This is a genomic window from Shewanella sp. 10N.261.52.F9, assembly GCF_041471165.1.
GTDB classification, from domain to species: Bacteria; Pseudomonadota; Gammaproteobacteria; order Enterobacterales; family Shewanellaceae; genus Shewanella; species Shewanella marinintestina.
Window position 1 is genome coordinate 107,851 of sequence record NZ_JBFRNX010000028.1, and the last position, 17,038, is coordinate 124,888.

General features: G+C 44.1%; 15 protein-coding genes. 4 read left to right on the forward strand and 11 right to left on the reverse strand.

The features are described from left to right. Positions 1-5: 5 nt before the first annotated feature. Together mltF and AB4298_RS18105 are read left to right on the forward strand one after the other, a co-directional pair. Positions 6-1,460, forward strand: coding sequence for a membrane-bound lytic murein transglycosylase MltF (mltF, locus tag AB4298_RS18100; protein ID WP_371987795.1), 1,455 nt, complete (start codon positions 6-8; stop codon positions 1,458-1,460). Between the two features lie 244 nt (positions 1,461-1,704). Further along, positions 1,705-1,842, forward strand: a complete 138-nt coding sequence (locus AB4298_RS18105) for a hypothetical protein (protein ID WP_248997938.1) — start codon at positions 1,705-1,707, stop codon at positions 1,840-1,842. Here AB4298_RS18105 and tadA read toward each other — a convergent pair. The 3 genes from tadA to guaB form a co-directional block, all read right to left on the reverse strand. Then, the gene (gene tadA, locus AB4298_RS18110; protein ID WP_283107182.1) at positions 1,832-2,380 is read right to left on the reverse strand and encodes a tRNA adenosine(34) deaminase TadA; all 549 of its coding nucleotides are present in this window, start codon (positions 2,378-2,380) and stop codon (positions 1,832-1,834) included. The genes AB4298_RS18105 and tadA overlap by 11 nt on opposite strands. An 87-nt stretch (positions 2,381-2,467) precedes the next feature. After that, positions 2,468-4,045, reverse strand: coding sequence for a glutamine-hydrolyzing GMP synthase (guaA, locus tag AB4298_RS18115; RefSeq protein ID WP_371987797.1), 1,578 nt, complete (start codon positions 4,043-4,045; stop codon positions 2,468-2,470). A 122-nt stretch (positions 4,046-4,167) separates the two neighbouring features. Further along, positions 4,168-5,640: an IMP dehydrogenase gene (gene guaB, locus AB4298_RS18120; protein ID WP_220781142.1), complete on the reverse strand. Its 1,473-nt coding sequence runs from the start codon at positions 5,638-5,640 to the stop codon at positions 4,168-4,170. A 121-nt stretch (positions 5,641-5,761) separates the two neighbouring features. Here guaB and xseA point away from each other — a divergent pair, with 121 nt between their 5' ends. Both xseA and AB4298_RS18130 read left to right on the forward strand, forming a co-directional pair. Beyond that, entirely contained in the window at positions 5,762-7,099 is a 1,338-nt protein-coding gene (gene xseA / locus AB4298_RS18125; RefSeq protein ID WP_248997940.1) for an exodeoxyribonuclease VII large subunit, read from the forward strand. Between the two features lie 166 nt (positions 7,100-7,265). Then, positions 7,266-7,973 carry a hypothetical protein gene (locus tag AB4298_RS18130; protein ID WP_248997941.1) on the forward strand — a complete coding sequence of 236 codons (708 nt, stop codon included), beginning with the start codon at positions 7,266-7,268 and terminating at the stop codon, positions 7,971-7,973. 116 nt (positions 7,974-8,089) lie between these two features. Here the strand turns inward: AB4298_RS18130 and der are convergent, their stop codons facing one another. The 8 genes from der to rlmN form a co-directional block, all read right to left on the reverse strand. Beyond that, positions 8,090-9,562 carry a ribosome biogenesis GTPase Der gene (gene der / locus AB4298_RS18135; protein ID WP_248997942.1) on the reverse strand — a complete coding sequence of 491 codons (1,473 nt, stop codon included), beginning with the start codon at positions 9,560-9,562 and terminating at the stop codon, positions 8,090-8,092. An 85-nt stretch (positions 9,563-9,647) separates the two neighbouring features. Then, on the reverse strand, positions 9,648-10,835 hold the full coding sequence (gene bamB / locus AB4298_RS18140) for an outer membrane protein assembly factor BamB (RefSeq protein ID WP_248997943.1): 1,188 nt from the start codon (positions 10,833-10,835) through the stop codon (positions 9,648-9,650). 11 nt (positions 10,836-10,846) lie between these two features. Then, positions 10,847-11,467, reverse strand: coding sequence for a YfgM family protein (locus AB4298_RS18145; RefSeq protein WP_248997944.1), 621 nt, complete (start codon positions 11,465-11,467; stop codon positions 10,847-10,849). Between the two features lie 15 nt (positions 11,468-11,482). Then, the gene (gene hisS, locus AB4298_RS18150) at positions 11,483-12,757 is read right to left on the reverse strand and encodes a histidine--tRNA ligase (protein ID WP_248997945.1); all 1,275 of its coding nucleotides are present in this window, start codon (positions 12,755-12,757) and stop codon (positions 11,483-11,485) included. Positions 12,758-12,895: 138 nt separating this feature from the next. Next, entirely contained in the window at positions 12,896-14,011 is a 1,116-nt protein-coding gene (gene ispG, locus AB4298_RS18155; protein ID WP_371987799.1) for a flavodoxin-dependent (E)-4-hydroxy-3-methylbut-2-enyl-diphosphate synthase, read from the reverse strand. 22 nt (positions 14,012-14,033) lie between these two features. Then, a complete protein-coding gene (locus AB4298_RS18160; RefSeq protein WP_248997947.1) occupies positions 14,034-15,023 on the reverse strand; it encodes a RodZ domain-containing protein in 990 nt (329 codons plus the stop codon). Next, the gene (pilW, locus tag AB4298_RS18165) at positions 15,023-15,811 is read right to left on the reverse strand and encodes a type IV pilus biogenesis/stability protein PilW (protein ID WP_371987800.1); all 789 of its coding nucleotides are present in this window, start codon (positions 15,809-15,811) and stop codon (positions 15,023-15,025) included. The genes AB4298_RS18160 and pilW overlap by 1 nt, the downstream gene beginning before the upstream one ends. 32 nt (positions 15,812-15,843) lie before the next feature. Further along, a complete protein-coding gene (rlmN, locus tag AB4298_RS18170; RefSeq protein WP_248997949.1) occupies positions 15,844-16,965 on the reverse strand; it encodes a dual-specificity RNA methyltransferase RlmN in 1,122 nt (373 codons plus the stop codon). Between the last annotated feature and the right edge of the window lie 73 nt (positions 16,966-17,038).

Consider the following 17,038-nt stretch of genomic DNA (forward strand, 5'->3'; position numbering starts at 1 on the left):
AACCAATGAACAAACTCTTGCTGACTCTATGTTGTATAACCTTACTGGCTGCCTGCCAGAAAGTCGTCGTGGAGCAAGAAAAACCCGCCTTTATTCCCGAGCCTACAGAGTTAGTTGTAGGAACGCTTTACGGCCCACAAATTTATTTTACCTCTGGTCAGGGTGACTCTGGTTACGATTACGAAATGGCTGAGCGGTTTGCCACATACCTAGATCTTAAATTAACTATGAAGCCGTTTGCCAATATTGGTGAGCTTTATGGCGCAATGAGACAAGGCGAAATTGATATTATTGCAGCTGGCTTAGGTGACACTCCCGCTAGAAGAGAGCAGTTTAGAGTCGGCCCGCCGCTTTACCGCGTAAACCAAGTCTTGGTTTACCGCCAAGGTACTCCTGTCCCTAAAAGCATTAATAACCTCGACGGTGAAATCACGGTTATCACCAACTCTTCTTTTGTTGATACCTTAACGGAATTGCAGAAATCTAACCCTGACTTAGTTTGGAATCAGGAAAAAGGTAAAGATGCCGAAGAATTACTAACCATGATTGCGGCGGGCGATATTCCTTACACTATTGCCGACTCAACTAGCTTAGATATTAATCGCCGCTTTATGCCAGAGCTACGTGAAGGTCTAGTGTTAAAAGAAAAGCAGCCTGTAGTGTGGTTACTACCGGCCAATAACAGCGACAAACTAATGAGTGAGTTGTTGGCTTTTTGGCATATAGAAAAGCGCAACGGAACGTTGGCTCACTTAAATGAAAAGTACTTTGCTCATGTAAAGCGTTTTGACTATGTAGATACCCGCGCCTTTATTCGCGCCATCGACAACAAGTTACCTAAGTATCAAGCTACTTTTGAAAAATACGCTGGCGATATCGATTGGCGTAAGCTCGCAGCAACCGCTTATCAAGAGTCTCATTGGAACCCAAATGCCCGCTCTCCAACCGGCGTGCGTGGCTTAATGATGCTGACATTACCCACAGCAAAACAAATGGGAATTAAAAACCGTCTTGATCCGTATCAGAGCATCCAAGGTGGCGCGAAATACTTAAACAGTATGCTTGAGCGGCTGCCGAACTCTATCCCTGAAAGCCAACGTATGTGGTTTGCCCTCGCCTCTTATAACATTGGCTTAGGTCATGTTGAAGATGCGCGTAAATTGGCGCAAGCTCAGGGCTTAAACCCGAGTGCATGGCGTGATGTGAAATCAGTATTGCCACTGCTGCAAAAGCGTAAATATTACAAAAAGACACGTTACGGTTATGCCCGCGGCAATGAGGCTGTACACTATGTTGATAGCATTCGTCGCTATTATGACACCCTCGTTTGGATTGATAACCAGAACATGTTGCTTGAGCTTAGAAACAAGCCACTTCAAACAGCAGAGATCCAAGAAGAGGTAGTCGATATTCAGGTGCCTCAACAACCTTTACTCAACCAATCACCAGAAGTGAATTAAGCAAAGAACAATTAGCGTTTAATATTCCAATCAACCTCAACTAATGCTAGTCATGTCTACTGCATCACACTCGTTGTTTATTCTGTAAATTCATCAAAGATTAATAACTCTCGCGTAGACTTTTGATATCGAAGTTTGCTAAATAGTAGTAAGACAATTTAGCAAAAACATACACACTAAGTAAGTTCGACGTCGAATACTGATAAATACAATACTGATAAGTAACAATAACAGTGAGGCTAATATGAGAAAAAAAGCAATCAACAATGTTGCTGCGCGCCGCCGTAGTCAGCTAAAAACACGTCACCAAAAAGTACTAAGCCGCCAGAAGCAGTTTTTCGTATTTATAAAACCTGCTGAAGATAGCTTTTTTAATCCTTAGTACGACCGTGGCTCTCACCATTTTCTAACGCTTGTTGTTTCGCCAACACTTTAGCCGCCTTAATCTCTTTTCTACGGCGTCTAAAGAACGCACTCAACTGCTCTGCACACTCTTGCTCTAACACTCCCGAGTCGACTTCGACTAAGTGATTAAAAGCGCTGTGGCGCACAATATCAACAACCGTACCAGCAGCACCGGTTTTCAAGTCTTTGGCACCAAAGACTAAGCGGCTTACTCGAGAATGCACAATCGCTCCTGCGCACATTGCGCAAGGCTCAAGGGTGACGTAAAGCGTCGTATCGAGCAGACGATAATTTTGCATTATCTTTCCTGCTTGACGCAGACACTGCATTTCAGCGTGTGCGCTCGGGTCGTGCAAACCAATACTATAATTAAACCCAGCGCTTACCACCTCACCGTCTTTAACCAACACTGCGCCAACAGGGACTTCGCCCCTCTCTTCGGCTTTGGTTGCCATCTCCATTGCCATTTTCATGAAATGAAGATCTTGTTGTTCTATTGAGTCAAACTGTGACAAATCGAGCTCCAAAGATAATGTTGACGCTAGCGCCAATAAAAAAGGTGCCGAAGCACCTTTTATTTAAGCGTTATTATAATCCGAAGATTATTCCCACTCAATCGTTGCAGGTGGCTTACCTGAAATATCGTAAACGACGCGCGAAATACCATCAACTTCGTTAATGATACGGTTAGATACACGACCTAGGAAATCATAAGGTAAGTGTGCCCAATGCGCTGTCATAAAGTCGATAGTTTCAACTGCACGTAGTGAAACAACCCAGTCGTACTTACGACCGTCGCCCATTACACCTACAGAACGAACTGGCAGGAATACAGTAAATGCTTGGCTTACCTTGTTGTAAAGGTCAGCTTTGTGTAGCTCTTCGATGAAAATCGCATCAGCTAAACGTAGCAAGTCACAGTATTCTTTCTTTACTTCACCAAGAACACGTACACCAAGACCAGGTCCTGGGAACGGGTGACGGTAAAGCATGTCGTATGGAAGACCTAGCTCTAGACCAATCTTACGCACTTCATCTTTAAACAGTTCACGTAATGGCTCAACCAGACCCATTGCCATATCGTCTGGCAAACCGCCAACGTTATGGTGTGACTTAATGCAGTGTGCTTTACCCGTTGCGCTACCAGCAGACTCAATAACATCTGGGTAGATAGTGCCTTGAGCAAGCCATTTAGCGTTAACGCACTTCTTAGATTCTTCATCGAAGATCTCTACGAATACGCGGCCAATGATCTTGCGCTTAGCTTCAGGTTCTGCTTCACCAGCCATTGCATCTAGGAAACGGTTTTCAGCATCAACATGAACAATGTTTAGACCGAAGTGGTCACCAAACATATCCATAACTTGCTGCGCTTCGTTCAAACGAAGTAGACCGTTATCAACAAATACACAAGTTAGCTTGTCACCAATTGCGCGGTGTAACAGCATAGCAACAACAGATGAATCAACACCACCAGATAGACCTAAGATAACTTCGTCATCACCGATCTGCTCTTTTAAGCGCTCAACGGCATCTTCAATAATTGAAGATGGTTTCCAGTTTGCTGGACAGCCACAGATCTCAAGGGCGAAATGCTCAAGCATACGCTTACCTTGACGGGTGTGAGTCACTTCAGGGTGGAACTGCACGCCGTAGAACTGTTTGTCTTCATTTGCCATAGCCGCAAACGGACATGTTTCAGTTTTTGCTACTGCAACAAAACCTTCTGGGATTTCAGATACTTTGTCGCCGTGGCTCATCCATACGTCAAGTAGTGGCTTGCCTGTTTCGCTGATTGCGTCTTCAATCGCTTTAAATAATGCAGATTCAGTTTGCACTTCAACTTGCGCATAACCAAATTCGCCTTCACCCACACCTTGAATAACTTTACCACCAAGCTGCTCAGACATGGTTTGCATGCCGTAACAAATACCTAGTACAGGTACGCCAGCGTTAAACACATATTCAGGTGCGCGTGGTGAGTTCTCAGCGGTAACACTTTCAGGGCCACCGGCTAAGATAATGCCGTTTGGAGCGAATTCACGAATTTGCTCTTCAGAAACATCCCAAGCCCAAAGTTCACAATAAACACCGATTTCACGAATGCGACGGGCGATCAGTTGAGTGTATTGCGATCCAAAATCTAAAATGAGGATCTTATGCTCATGAATGTTGCTCATGGGGTACCTTATCTCTATATTTCAACATTGTTAACTAACCAAACAGCAACACTCTATGAGTTGTCTATTTGGCTTAATTTAAAGGCGACTCTAATTGTCGCCTTTAATATCTAAAATACTAATTAAGAACGAGTGCTATAGTTTGGTGCTTCTTTACTAATAGTCACGTCGTGCACATGAGACTCGCCCATGCCAGCTGCAGTGATTTTCACAAATTCAGCTTTCTCATTTAGCTCTTTAATCGTTGCACAACCTGTTAGGCCCATGCATGAACGTAGGCCGCCCATGTGCTGGTGAATGATCTCTTTAAGCTTACCTTTGTAAGCTACGCGACCTTCAATACCTTCAGGTACTAGCTTGTCTGCTGCGTTATCACTTTGGAAATAACGGTCAGACGAACCTTGAGTTTGGGTCATGGCGCCTAGTGAGCCCATACCGCGGTATGACTTATATGCACGGCCGTTATAAAGCTCAGTCTCACCTGGCGCTTCATCAGTACCTGCAAACATAGAACCCGCCATGATGCACGATGCGCCAGCAGCAAGTGCTTTAGCAAGGTCACCAGAGAAACGAATACCACCGTCAGCAATAACAGGAATGTCTAAGTGCTTAACCGCTGCAGCCGCATCAGATACAGCTGTAATTTGCGGTACACCAACACCAGTAACAATACGTGTAGTACAGATAGAGCCAGGACCAATACCGACTTTAACTGCGTTAACGCCCGCTTCAACAAGTGCTAACGCACCTTCTGCTGTTGCTACGTTACCGCCAACGATTTGTAAGTCAGGGTATTTAGCGCGAGTATCACGAATGCGCTGTAACACGCCTTCTGAATGTCCATGTGAAGAGTCGATAAGCAAGATATCAACGCCAGCTAATACTAAGGCATCAACACGTTCTTCGTTACCAGGACCAGCGCCAACAGCTGCACCAACACGTAAACGACCTAACTCGTCTTTACATGCATTTGGCTTACGCTCTGCTTTTTGGAAATCTTTAACAGTGATAAGACCTTTAAGCTTGAAGTTGTCATCAACAACTAATACTTTCTCAACGCGGTGAGAATGCATAAGCTTTTGAACTTCATCTAACTTAGTGCCTTCAGGAACGGTTACTAGGCGCTCTTTAGGGGTCATCACTTTATCAACGGTACGAGACCAATCAGTGATAAAACGTACGTCTCGACCAGTAATAATACCAACAAGCTCATTTGCATCGTTTACAACAGGGTAACCTGCGAAACCGTTTCTTTCGGTCAATGCCTTAAGATCTGCTAATGTGGTTGATGGTGTCACTGTTACTGGCTGCTGAACGATACCCGCTTCGTAAATCTTTACTTTGCGAACTTCTTCAGCTTGCTGCTCAATCGTCATGTTTTTATGAATAAAACCTAGGCCACCTTCTTGCGCGATAGCAATAGCTAAACGAGCTTCGGTAACAGTATCCATAGCAGCAGACACGATTGGAGTATTCAACTCAATCTTATTCGTCAGACGTGTTTTTAAAACAGCTGTATTTGGGAGGACGGTAGAGTGCGCTGGAACCAGCAACACATCATCAAAAGTAAGCGCTTCTTTTTTCAATCTTAACATGCAACATCTCCCCAAGAGAGTAGGAATTAGAGGTGAAATATTGCGGCGAGATTATACCTTGCATATCTGGGTTGGTAAATGGAAAATAGACATTAAATCGCATTTGTGTGTAAAAAAAATTATGAAAACCCCAAAAAACGATGTTTATACCGTCTCTCGTCTTAATGGTGAAGTAAGGCAACTTTTAGAGGGTCAGCTTGGCCGAATTTGGCTTAATGCTGAAATTTCAAACTTTGCGGCGCCGGGCTCTGGTCATTGGTATTTAACCCTCAAAGATAATTTTTCTCAAATTCGCTGCGCCATGTTTAAGGGCCGAAACCAAGCGGTGACCTTTCGACCAGCCAATGGTCAACAAGTATTAGTTAAAGGCAATATCAGCGTTTATGAACCTCGCGGTGATTACCAATTAATTATTGAATCTATGCTGCCAGCAGGTGATGGTTTGCTCGCTCAGCAATATGAAGCGTTAAAGATGAAGCTTGCAGCCGAAGGTTTATTTGCCAGCGACACTAAACGCCCGCTCCCCGCTAACATTCAAAAAATCGGTGTTGTGACCTCGCCAACGGGCGCTGCCATTCGCGATATTTTACATGTACTCGCACGCCGAGACTCATCAATTGAAGTCATCATCTACCCGACTCCCGTGCAAGGCGTTGATGCTGCAAAAAGCATTTGTGATGCTATCAACCTTGCTAACTCACGCAGCGAAGTTGACGTATTACTGGTGACTCGTGGTGGCGGTTCTCTCGAAGATTTATGGAGTTTTAACGACGAAGGATTAGCCCACACCATTTATAACAGTGGTATTCCTGTTGTATCTGCCGTTGGTCATGAAGTGGATATGACCATCAGTGATTATGTCGCTGACCTACGCGCGCCAACGCCATCAGCAGGCGCTGAGCTGTTATCAAAAGATGCCGACAATAAAGCGCAAAAGCTGTTATCGCAATTATCGCGCCTAAAACAGGCTTGGCAGCATTATCAGTTAAAGAAGCAAAGCCAAGTTCAAACCTTTGAGCACCGCTTACAAAAACAAGACCCACAGCGCCGCCTACAGATGTACGAGCAAAGTTTCGATGAAATGCAGCTGCGCCTACATCAAGCGATGCAAACCAAGTTACATGCTTCTACCTTAAAACAGCAGAACTTAAGTAATCGCTTAGCTAATCAATCGCCGCAACATCGCCTGACACTTGAAGCCCAACGCTTGAGCTACCTCAGCGCCAAGCTCAATGATGCCATGGATGATAAGTTAAAGATGAGTGAGCAGCGCCTTGCTCACCGCACGCAACAATTAGAAACCGTTAGCCCTTTGGCCACATTAAGCCGTGGTTACAGCATCACACTTACGGGTCAAAACAAAGTGGTGCAGTCACCAAGTGACACTAAGATTGGTGACACATTAACAACCCGCCTGCGTGATGGCAGTGTCACTTCAACTGTAGTTGAAGTTAGTTAACTTTAACTTGAAGTGAGGTTGTTTAATAGAAGATAACTTCTAGCCTTATCAACACAGTGGCGTTTTGTGCTGAATTACTGGTAGATTAGCCTTTAATTAAACTAAATTAATCAGTTAGACTACCTATAAACGACTCATGAGAATAATGGATTAGATGCAAATTAATATGCTTAACACAATAAAAGTGTCTCTCGCCTTAGTATTGGCAACATCAAATGTCAGCGCATATGCTGCAACAGAAAGTAAAGTCAGTATTACAGACACCTATACAGCGGCGGCGTTAAAGCTCGGCTTAAAACCAGAATTAGTCAATCGTTTATGCGAGCCTCTACCTGACATTGTCAGTGTTACTTGTCACCATTCGGGGGGAGACGGGCCATTTGAAAGCTTAGTTGTTCAATATCGCTACAATAGTCGTGTCACAGCTCATGATATGTATAAGCATGTAGAGTTAAACGACATTCGAATTGATTTGAAAAATGAGCAAATTAACTTCTGGAGCGGTCATCAAATAGCCACACCAGACGGTATAAGCGTAAACCGAATTCAAGGTACCAGCGACTCTTATATCGAAACCGGTGGCATACAAGGCTTTATCAGTCGCACAGACAGAAAGTTTCAACAGCAAAGAGACACTGAATACGTGTTAACTCACACCTCAGAATTCAGTTACAAAAACCAAGATCTAAAAAAAGCCATTGAAGCAATAAAACATTACCAAAAAATGGTTAGCGACAATGACTATGTTGCAGCCTACAAAGAAGATCAGGCTATTGAGCCTGTAGAAATTATGCAAGGCGCTAGCTTTACGTTTCCCATGAGCGAGCCACTGAGACAGCGACTTGAAGATGTAATACAACAAAGCGCAAAATAACCCTACCAGCTATAGAAAAGAAGCTTCCTTCAGAAGGATAATTGTAACCATAAAATAAAAAAGGAACCCTAAGGTTCCTTTTAAAAGTCATTCGACTATTTCAAACAACAAAAGAATTAATCTTTGTTCTTATCGCGAATATGACCAACCATACGCTTACGGCGGCGCTCTTGGCTCACAGTAAGTTTCTTGCTGTTCATGCCTTCAAACGGGTTACCGCCCTCTTGGAAGCGCAACTGAATTGGCGTACCAATCACTTTTAATGAACGACGGAAGTAGTTCATCATATAACGCTTGTAAGAGTCTGGAAGCTTCTTAACCTGGTTACCGTGTACAACCACGATTGGTGGGTTGTAACCACCGGCGTGAGCGTACTTAAGCTTAACACGACGACCATTAACCAATGGTGGCTGGTGATCGTCTTGTGACATCTGCATGATACGCGTCAGCATAGAAGTACTTACGCGGCGCGTCGCACTGTCATACGCTTCTTCGATAGACTCAAACAAGTGACCCACACCAGTACCGTGAAGTGCTGAAATAAAGTGGATACGGGCGAAATCGATAAAGCCTAAACGACGGTCAAGCTCGCTCTTAACGCGATCTTTAACGTTTTGGTCAATACCATCCCACTTGTTTACTGCAATCACTAATGCACGGCCAGCGTTAAGCACAAAGCCTAATAGGCCTAAGTCTTGCTCAGCAATACCTTCACGGGCGTCAATAACGAGCAACACTACGTTACTATCTTCAACCGCTTTCAACGTCTTAATTACTGAGAATTTCTCAACAGTTTCATGCACCTTACTACGACGACGCACACCTGCAGTGTCAATCAGTACATATTCACGGCCTTGACGCTCCATTGGAATATAAATACTGTCGCGAGTGGTGCCTGGCTCGTCATAAACAACAACGCGTTCTTCACCTAAAATACGGTTAGTTAGCGTTGATTTACCGACGTTTGGCTTACCGATAATCGCAAGCTTAATTGGCAAGTCTTGTAGACGTTTTTGCTCAGCTTCTGCTTGTTCTTCGGTGTATTCACGCTCTTCTTCGTCATCATCACCGTCTTCTTCTTTAGTTATGCCCATTGCTTCTGCATATGGCGCTAAAGAATATTCGATCATGTTCGTCACACCGCGACCTTGCGCAGCAGCCATTTGGTAAACCTCACCTAGGCCTAGTGACCAGAACTCAGCACAAGCAGAGTCTGCATCGATACCGTCAACTTTGTTAGCAACAACGAAAGTTGTTTTTTCGCGGCTACGTAAATGTTGAGCAATCGCAAGATCGGCAGCAGTTAGACCAGCGCGCGCGTCAGTCATAAACAGCACTACATCTGCTTCTTCAATCGCAGCAAGAGATTGCTCGGCCATGCGAGTTTCAATCCCTTCTTCAGTGCCGTCAATACCGCCAGTATCGACTACGATGAACTCATAACCTGCAAGATGTGCTCGGCCGTATTTACGATCCCGAGTTAGCCCAGGAAAGTCAGCGACAAGCGCATCTCTGGTACGGGTAAGTCGGTTAAAAAGGGTCGACTTACCAACGTTTGGTCGCCCAACTAGGGCCACAACAGGAATCATTTAATTGCCTCTATTACTCATTTTCTAATAACTAAAAAGCCCCCAGATACACATCCAGGGGCCTTATCATCTCTTACGACTTGGCTTACGGAAGTGTTACTCGAACCACTTTTCCACCACGAGTCTGCACATATAAATTGTCATTAACAACTAATGGCTGACTATATAAACCAGAGCTATCCACTTCTACGCGTCCAACGATTTGACCGTCTGACTTGTTTAAAAAGTGAAGGTAGCCTTCAAAATCACCCACTACCACGTAATCTTTAAAAGATACTGGTGCAGTCAAACTACGATTAGCTAACTCTGCATTATTCCATAACTCTAGACCATTACGTCTATCAACCGCATAAACACGGCTGTGATCATCAACCACAAATAGGTTTAGACCTGAGTATGCTAGCTCGTTAAAGCTAGAATAACTGCGTGTCCATACGATACGACCAGTGCGCATCTCCATCGACACTAAATTACCATTATAGCTAACTGCATATAGGTTTTCGCCTACTAGCAATGGCTTCATATCCACATCAGCCATACGTGAGAACTCATTGCCTCCAGTAGGGGTGTAGATTGCTTGTTCCCAAGCTGCCTGCCCATTGTTTTTAATCACCACTGCAATTTTACCATCTGCAGTGCCAACAAAGAATCCACCTGCTTCATATGAAGCGGCACCTGTACCACGAAGGGTTAAGGTAGGCAGTTGGTTTTCATAAACCCATTGTAGGCTGCCGTCATCAACATCGAACGCCTCTAACGTACCAGCGCCGGTATTAACAACAACAACATCTTCACCCACAGTTGGTGCAGATAATAACTCGCCACCGGCAACCACATGCCAAATAGCTTCGCCTGTTGCTTCATCAAATGCTGCTAACAGTCCGCTTTCACCGCCCACAAAAATCTTGTTACGCGCAGCAGTTACACCACCAGCTAAACGTGCACCTTTGTTTTTAGCTAACGCATTATCTCTAAATGCTGAGCTAAAGTCATTTTCCCAAACGCGTTCGCCAGTGACTTCGTCAAATGCTTCAACCTTACCGTAACGATCTGCTACAAACAGTTTGTCGTAGCGTGCAGCAGGACGTAAACGTGAATAGTAGTCACCTACACCATCACCAACATTTGCGCTCCAACTTACTTCTGGAAACACACTTGCTTCGATTTCGCTAAGTGGCGTTATCGGTTCTTCTTCTACATCGCTAGATGAACATGCTGACAACATACCTAAACTCATGCCACATACGAGCAGTGTTTTGCACCAAGACTTCATGGGCAGATTCCTTATGCCTTGTTCAGATTATCAAGCTTCATTTGTAATGTTGGACTAGTCATAGTGCCACCATTGTCTACTGCTGTTTGATAGGCAATCTTTGCCTTCTCTGTTTCGCCTTGGCGTACTAAGAAATCACCTTTTAGCTCATCTCTTTGAGCTGCAGAAGCAACATCCGTTACTTGGTCTAGCGTTGCAATCGCAGTAGCAAATTGGCCTTGTTCTGCTTGTACACGTGCTAGACGCATAGTAGCAATAAGAACAATGCTGCTATCTGCATTAGTCGCAATAATAGTTTTAAGCGTTGCTTCAGCTTTAGCAAGGTCGCCAGTTTCAACCGCTGATTTGGCCACTAGTAGCTCAAGTAGCGATTGATAACCTTTTTGGCCGTGCTCTTTAGCAAAGCTTTCTGCTGCACTTAACATTGCAGCATCAGCAGTGTTTTGACTGCTCAAAGCTTGGAATGACTCAGAAGCAGCTTCTGCTTGAGCTACTTGGTAGTCAGAGTAATAGTTCCAACCGAATAATCCACCTAAACCGACAACAGCACCAATTACTACTGATGTGCCGTAATCTTTCCAGAACTGTTTGATAGCATCTACTTGTTGCTCTTCTGTGCTATAGATTTCCACTTAAGTCTTCCCCTTTTAAATCAGTTCTGCAATATAAGCCGCCAATGCATCACGGGCAACCAATTCTTGTGCTTTATCTTCGCGAAGGTGTTTCACTGCTACTTGGTTGTTGGCCACTTCATCTTCACCAATAACTAATGCAACAGTGGCACCACTCTTATCGGCTCGCTTCATCTGCTTCTTAAAGTTACCGCCACCACAATGGCTCATCACTTTTGCTGCAGGCAAGCTTGCTCTTAGTTCTTGGGCGATTTTAAATGCCTCAATCCGACAGCTTTCGCCCATCGCTGTAACGTATACGTCAACAGCTGGACCAATGTCCTTATCTAGCTCAAGAGTTTGCAGTAGTAATACAATGCGCTCAATACCCATTGCGAAGCCTACAGCAGGTGTTGGCTTACCACCAAGTTGCCCCACAAGACCATCATATCGTCCACCAGCTAAAACTGTGCCCTGTGAACCTAAGCTTGAAGTCACCCACTCAAAAACTGTGCGATTATAATAATCTAAACCACGCACTAGGCGAGGATTGATTGTGTATTGGATGCCGACAGCCTCTAAGAGTTCACATAAATGTGAAAAATGTGAACGTGTATCTTCACCGAAGTAATCCATTAAGACAGGTGCATCAGCCAAAAGCGCCTGTACATCAGCATTTTTAGAATCCAGAACGCGCAGCGGGTTACTGTACATGCGGCGTTGACTATCTTCATCTAATACATCTTTATGTTGCTCTAAGAAAGCAATTAATGCATCGCGGTATGCCGCACGCTCTTCTGTATCACCTAAAGTATTTAGCTCTAGTGTTACATGTTCAGAAATACCAAGCTTTTCCCACAACTTTGCAGATAACATCAATACTTCAGCATCGATATCAGCGCTTGGAATTCCGTAAACTTCAACGCCAAACTGGTGGAATTGACGGTAACGACCTTTTTGTGGACGCTCATGACGGAACATTGGACCCATATACCACAAGCGTTGCTCTTGGTTATATAGCAAACCATGTTCGTTACCCGCACGTACTGTAGAGGCCGTGCCTTCAGGACGCAGCGTTAAACTGTCACCGTTTCTATCTTCAAAGGTATACATCTCTTTTTCAACGATATCAGTCACTTCACCGATAGAGCGCTTAAAGAGATCTGTACTTTCAACGATAGGAGTACGAATTTCGCTGTAACCATATGACCCAACGGTGTCACGTAATACGGTTTCAAGTTTTTGCCATAAAGGACTTTGGGTAGGCAGAATGTCGTTCATTCCGCGAATCGCTTGGATCTGTTTTGCCACTATTCGACTCGTCAAATTTGCTATATAAAAATTAAAAAACGCCTCGCATTATAGGCGTTTCGGGACTAAACGTACAACAGCTGGATTCAGCCATAAAAAATCACAAGCCTGCAGAGCAGGCTTGTGATGGCATTGTACTTACTTATTTAAATCTTGAGCCGGAATTCGGCCTGCTACGATTGCTGCTTTCGCGCGGATCTTAGCTTCTAACGAATCAACAATATTGTTATTGTCAAAACGTTCTTTCTGGCGCACACCGTCATCGTAATAACCACTCATACGGTTACCACCGGTAAGACCGATATCAGAGACTAGTGCTTCACCTGGGCCATTAACGACGCAACCAATAATTGATACGTCCATTGGCGTGACGATATCTTCAAGGCGCTGTTCAAGCTCGTTAACCGTTGAAATCACATCAAACTCTTGGCGTGAACATGACGGGCAAGCAATAAAGTTAATACCGCGAGAACGAATACGTAGCGATTTTAAGATGTCAAAACCGACTTTAATTTCTTCTACCGGATCAGCTGCAAGCGAAATACGTAACGTATCACCAATGCCGTCAGCTAGTAGCATCCCTAAACCCACTGCAGACTTAACTGAACCGGCACGTGCACCGCCAGCCTCGGTAATACCTAAGTGTAGCGGTTGTATGATTTGCTTCGCTAACAAACGGTATGACTCAACCGCTAAGAATACATCTGACGCTTTAACACTTACTTTAAACTGGTCGAAGTTCAAACGATCAAGAATATCCACGTGACGCATCGCTGACTCAAGCAAGGCTTCTGGTGTCGGCTCTTTGTATTTATCCATTAGATCTTTTTCTAATGAACCGCCGTTAACCCCGATACGAATAGGAATATTTTTGTCGCGCGCGCACTCAACTACGCTACGAATACGCTCTTCGTTACCGATATTACCAGGATTAATGCGTAAACAATCCACACCGTACTCAGCTACTTTAAGCGCGATACGGTAATCAAAATGAATATCCGCAACCAAAGGCACTGTGGTTTGCTGCTTGATCAGTTTAAAGGCTTCAGCCGCGTCCATTGTAGGTACTGAAACTCGCACAATGTCAGCACCGACATTTTCTAACGCTCTAATTTGAGCAACAGTCGCTTCGACATCTGTAGTACGTGTATTGGTCATCGACTGCACCGCTATTGGTGCACCATCACCAATAGCGACATTACCAACATAAATACGGCTCGATTTGCGTCTAATAATAGGAGATTCGTTATACATCGTCTTTGTGCTCTGTGATCTGTTATTGTCCAGCGAATGGTAGAGTCATTCTTGCCACTTTACCGCTAGGATACTGCTCCAAACTAATCGCTTGGCCATTAAGTTTAATATTGACTACTTGCGGGGCGCCCAAAGTGACCGCAAACGGCTCTGGCCCAACAAGATTGATTTGGTTACCTGACTTTTTAAGATCGCTCACTAATACTTTACCAGCGCCATCGGTCACTTTAATCCAGCAGTCACCTGTTAAGTTTAGCGTTAATGTCGAGCCATTGATGGCATTCAATGTCGATTGAGTGTCAGAAGGTGTTTCTGCAGCAACATTTTCACTGCTCTGCTGTCCTGCTGTGTTAGCGGCATCAATGCTTGCTTCGGTAGCAAGCTCTGCATTATCGATAACAATAGCAGCTGGCGCATCATTTAAAGCGCTTTCTGCCGACAAGTCATCAGCTTCTGCAGCAGGCTCAATTCCTGAGTCGCTATTATCGAACAACACTTCAACAGGGCTTGGTAAGCCAACTTCAACCGATGCGGCAACTTCTTCAACGGTTGGCTGTGAATAATCAACTGCCGTTTCCATTGATGACTTTTGAAACCACCACAACACCATCAGTGCTAACAGTACAAATACGATAACGTAAGTAAGTACCATTAAGCGACCATCGCGAGCTTGATGGGTCGTCTTACGAGAAAAGCTTTGCATTGACGGTTTTTCGTCATCTTCAAGCTGCTTATCTAAGCACTCTTGCACAGTAAAAGGGTCTGCTTGAACTGCCCGAGCATAGTTTTTTACATAACCGCGCACATAAGTTGCTGCGCCGACTTCTTGTAAATTATCGGCTTCGATTTCTTCAATGATTGCTGGACGCAAATGCAGTTGTGAAGCAACAGCTTCAATAGACAGCCCTTTACTTTCTCTGGCTGTTTTTAGCAAAACGCCCAGTGTGAGCGTAGGCTCATCCACTAGGCTTTCATTATCTACATTGGGCGCTTGATTCTGTTCATTTTTCATTAATGCATACTAGCCCGATATTCTTTGGCTTGAACTGACTGTGGAAACTTTGCCAGTAGTAAGATACCAAATCGTCTTACTGCGTCATCGTCACTCAAACCTTGTTCAATTTTAATCCCAAGTGCCAGACTGGTGGCTGACTCTGCCGCAACTCGGTGGTAACGAGATAGCTGTTCTTGTGCTTCAGCATATCTCCCCTCTTCGTAATCGATTTCTGTTAACTCAATTAACGAGGTGCGTCTTCTAGGATCGTACTTTAGCGCCATAGCAAAATACTTCTGCGCTTGACTAATTTGACCAGCTTTACGGCTACATATACCTAAGTTTTCATAGGTTGATGCCGAACGGGTATACAGGGGCTGGTCAACAGCTTTAAGAAACATTTTCTCAGACTCTGCATACTTACCTTGTTGGCATAAAAACGCGCCAAAGTTATTGTATGAATCGCCTGTTGCGTCACTTGCGTTAATCGCTTGTCTATAGGCTTGTTCTGTTTTTTCTATTTCACCCACTGACTGGTAGTAATAGGCAAAAGCAATATGAACCTCTTCTAAATTAGGGGCAAAGGCCAATGCTCGATCAAGGTTGGCTTTTGCCTGTTCACTATTACCTTTTTGTAGATAGGTCAAACCAAGCTGCACACGTTGACGTGCAGCAGCCTCTTTATTAACTTTTCGCTCAGAGACTGGGGTATCAGTACCTGTATAGGTATCCTGAGTTACACAACCGGATGCCATGACAGATGACAATATCATTACCAGCGGCAACACCAGCTTTCTCTGATTCATTCTTAAGCCCATCTACCAGTAGATACAAAGAGTTAGTTCATTGTGACTGAAATTTGGTTCTCTTGCATTTGTTTTTTCGCTAAACGTTTGGTTCTATCGCGAATGTCACCGGCTAACTGACCACAAGCAGCATCAATATCATCACCACGCGTCTTACGCACAATAACGGTAAGCCCATACTCCATCAATACTTTAGAGAATCTATCGATACGCGAGTTTGATGAACGACCATATGGCGAACCTGGGTAGGGATTAAATGGAATTAGATTCACCTTACAAGGTGTATCTTTCATCAGTTTAGCTAATTCGTGCGCTTGATCTGTGCTGTCATTGATATGATCAAGCATCACATATTCAACGGTAACACGGCCACGGTTAGCATTTGATTTAGCAATATAACGACGAATACCCGCTAAGAACTCTTCTAATGGATACTTTTTGTTAACTGGCACTAATACATCGCGTAGCTCATCGTTTGGCGCGTGAATACTCACAGCCAAAGCAACATCTAATGCATCGCCTAGTTTATCTAGTGCAGGTACCACACCTGATGTAGATAATGTCACGCGGCGCTTTGATAAGCTAAAACCAAAATCATCTAACATGATATCCATTGCTGGGATGACGTTCTTTAGGTTTAGCAATGGTTCGCCCATGCCCATCATCACTACGTTAGTGATTGGACGCTCACCAGTATCTTTTACGAAACCGATAAAATCAGCAACGCGCCAAATTTGGCCAACAATCTCAGCAACTGTTAGGTTACGGTTAAAGCCCTGCTGTGCTGTTGAGCAGAACGTGCACTCTAATGCACAGCCCACTTGAGACGATACACAAAGCGTTGCGCGGTCATCTTCTGGGATATATACGGTTTCAACCTCTTGACCGTCACCCACGTTAATCGCGAACTTAATCGTGCCGTCGGCTGACTTTTGGTAGCTTGAAATCGCAGGAGCAAGAATTTCACATTTGGCTGCCAATTTAGCGCGTAATGCTTTGTTAATGTTAGTCATTTCTTCGAAGTCACTAACGCCAAAATGATAAATCCATTTCATCAATTGATCAGCACGGAATGGCTTTTCACCCATCTCGGTAAATAGCGCTCTTAATGCTTTACGATCAAGATCCAATAAATTGATCTTCTTTTCACTCATTTTGTCTAACCTCAAAAAAACCTAAAACCTGCTCGCGGGCGGCGAATTATACAGATCTTAACAAATATTAGCC